The organism is Micromonospora sp. NPDC049580, from assembly GCF_040675595.1.
Taxonomy (GTDB): domain Bacteria; phylum Actinomycetota; class Actinomycetes; order Mycobacteriales; family Micromonosporaceae; genus Micromonospora.
Map to the genome: position 1 here is coordinate 1 of NZ_JBFAPG010000744.1, position 1,955 is coordinate 1,955.

Consider the following 1,955-nt stretch of genomic DNA (forward strand, 5'->3'; position numbering starts at 1 on the left):
CGGTCAGCGCCGCCTCCCGGCGCTGCGGGTCGCGCAGCTTGCGGGCACCGTCGAGGCGCCGCTGGAGCCGGCGCTGGTCGCGGAACATCAGGGGAGTGAGGCGGCGGTGCAGCTCGCGGACGGGATCGGTCGCGGCGGAGGCGGCTGGATTCTGCATGTCGTGCCCAAGGATAGGCAGCGCGGCGGCGGATCGCCCCTGGGTTACCGCGCGAGGGGTGCGGCAGCGCGGGGACGGCCGTCTAGAGTTGCGGCCGACGTCGAGCGCTGGGGGGCCGGGATGGAGCTGCGGGACACCGACCGGGCGTTGGTGCAGGCCGCCACGGCGGTCGCCAAACTGCGGTGCCGCAGCCAGCGCCATACCGGCGCGTCGGCCGCCCGGACCGCCGACGGGCGGGTGTTCTCCGGCGTGAACGTCCAGCACGACAAAGGGGACATCTGCGCGGAACTGGTCGTGATCGGCACCGCCGCCACGCAGGGCGTGACCGAGTTGGAGACGATCGTCACGGTCACCGACCGGGGACGCGAGGTCGTCGAGCCGTGCGACCGGTGCGGGCAGGTGCTCGCCGCCTACTTTCCGTCGCTGCGGGTGATCGCCGGCGAGGGGGACGACCTGCGGGTGGTCCCGATCGAGGGCCTGCTCGGCTGACGAGCTCGGCTGGCCTCAGTCGCCGGAGGCCGCCTCCAGCATCGACCGGGGCATCGGCACGCTCTCGAACCGCACGTTGCCCTCCGGCACCATCCAACTCGTCACCCGTGCGACGAGCAGGCCGGCGCGGACGGCCGGATCGTCGGCGTAGAGCGCGCGCACCTCGTCCGGGGAGATCGAGAACACGACGAAGCCCCGTAGCTGGCCGTCGTCGGCGTCCAGGAACGGCCCGGCCGCCAGCACCAGCCCCTGCTCCACGAACCCCGCCTGGTGGGCCAGGTGGGCGCTCTGCACCCGGTCGATCGCCTCCGGTGGCAGGTCCGGCGGATCCGACGGCCGGACCAGGAGGACGACCGTGTGCTGGTCGAATCGCATGGTCACACCCTATGGCGCGATGGGCGCGGCGGCCGGGGACGGCGCGAACCGGAGGCGTCCGCTTCGGTATCGACCGACGCCGGTTAGGTCACTTTCTGCAGGTCGGCTAAGGTTAGGCGAACCTAAGCTCGAACGTGCAGGAGGCTCGTGACCACCCTCGTCGACCGGCCGACGCCGGGCCGCAACCGGTCCGGTGCCCGTACCGGCCGACGGGTGGCCGTCACCGTCGGGGCGGCACTGGTGCTGCTGCTCGCCGTGCTGGCGAGCTTCGCGCTGGGCAGCCGGCCACTCGGTGTGGATGCGGTCTGGCACGCCCTCGTCGCGCCGGACGGCAGCGACGCGAGCACGATCGTCCGGGAACTGCGCATGCCGCGTACCGCCCTGGGCCTCGCTGTCGGGCTCGCGCTCGCCGTGGCCGGGGTGCTGTTCCAGGCGCTCACCCGCAACCCCCTCGCCGAGCCCCGCATCCTCGGCATCAGCGCCGGCGCGTCGTTCGGCGTGGTGCTCGCCATCTCCGTCTTCGGCGTCGGCACACTCGCCGGCTACGTCTGGTTCGGCATCGCCGGGGCACTGGTCGCCGGGCTGCTGGTCTTCGCCATCGCCAGCCGGGCCCGCGAGGGCGCGAGCCCGGTCACCCTCGCGCTGGTCGGCGCGGCGCTCGACGCCAGTCTCGCCTCCGGGGTGTACGCGCTGCTCAGTATCGACGCCCGCACCTTCGAGGAGTACCGGTTCTGGGTCGTCGGCGGGTTGGCCGGCCGGGACCTCGGCGTCACCGCCCAGGTGTTGCCGTTCGTCCTCGTCGGGCTGCTGCTGGCGGCGCTGGTGGCCCGGGGCCTGGACGGCATCGCGGCGTTCGGCGTCGTCGGTGTGGCCGCCGCGCTGACCCGCCCCGGCGCGGACGTCATCGACGCGCTGCCGTCGCTGGTCGGTGGCG

The 1,955-nt window shown here is 73.8% G+C and carries 3 protein-coding genes; 2 read left to right on the forward strand and 1 reads right to left on the reverse strand.

Features of this window, described 5'->3' with window-relative positions; genetic code table 11:
• Positions 1-277 precede the first annotated feature (277 nt).
• Positions 278-646: a cytidine deaminase gene (locus AB0J68_RS31660; RefSeq protein WP_363942496.1), complete on the forward strand. Its 369-nt coding sequence runs from the start codon at positions 278-280 to the stop codon at positions 644-646.
• A gap of 15 nt (positions 647-661) precedes the next feature.
• Here the strand turns inward: AB0J68_RS31660 and AB0J68_RS31665 are convergent, their stop codons facing one another.
• A complete protein-coding gene (locus AB0J68_RS31665) occupies positions 662-1,021 on the reverse strand; it encodes a YciI family protein (protein ID WP_354858338.1) in 360 nt (119 codons plus the stop codon).
• A gap of 147 nt (positions 1,022-1,168) precedes the next feature.
• Here AB0J68_RS31665 and AB0J68_RS31670 point away from each other — a divergent pair.
• Positions 1,169-1,955: iron chelate uptake ABC transporter family permease subunit (locus AB0J68_RS31670; RefSeq protein ID WP_363942500.1), on the forward strand; the 787-nt coding region annotated here is incomplete at its 3' end.

Coding starts and splice junctions, on each gene's coding strand:
- AB0J68_RS31660 (WP_363942496.1), top strand. CDS start 278: ATGGAGCTGCGGGACACCGACCGGGCGTTGGTGCAGGCCGCCACGGCG.
- AB0J68_RS31665 (WP_354858338.1), bottom strand. CDS start 1,021: ATGCGATTCGACCAGCACACGGTCGTCCTCCTGGTCCGGCCGTCGGAT.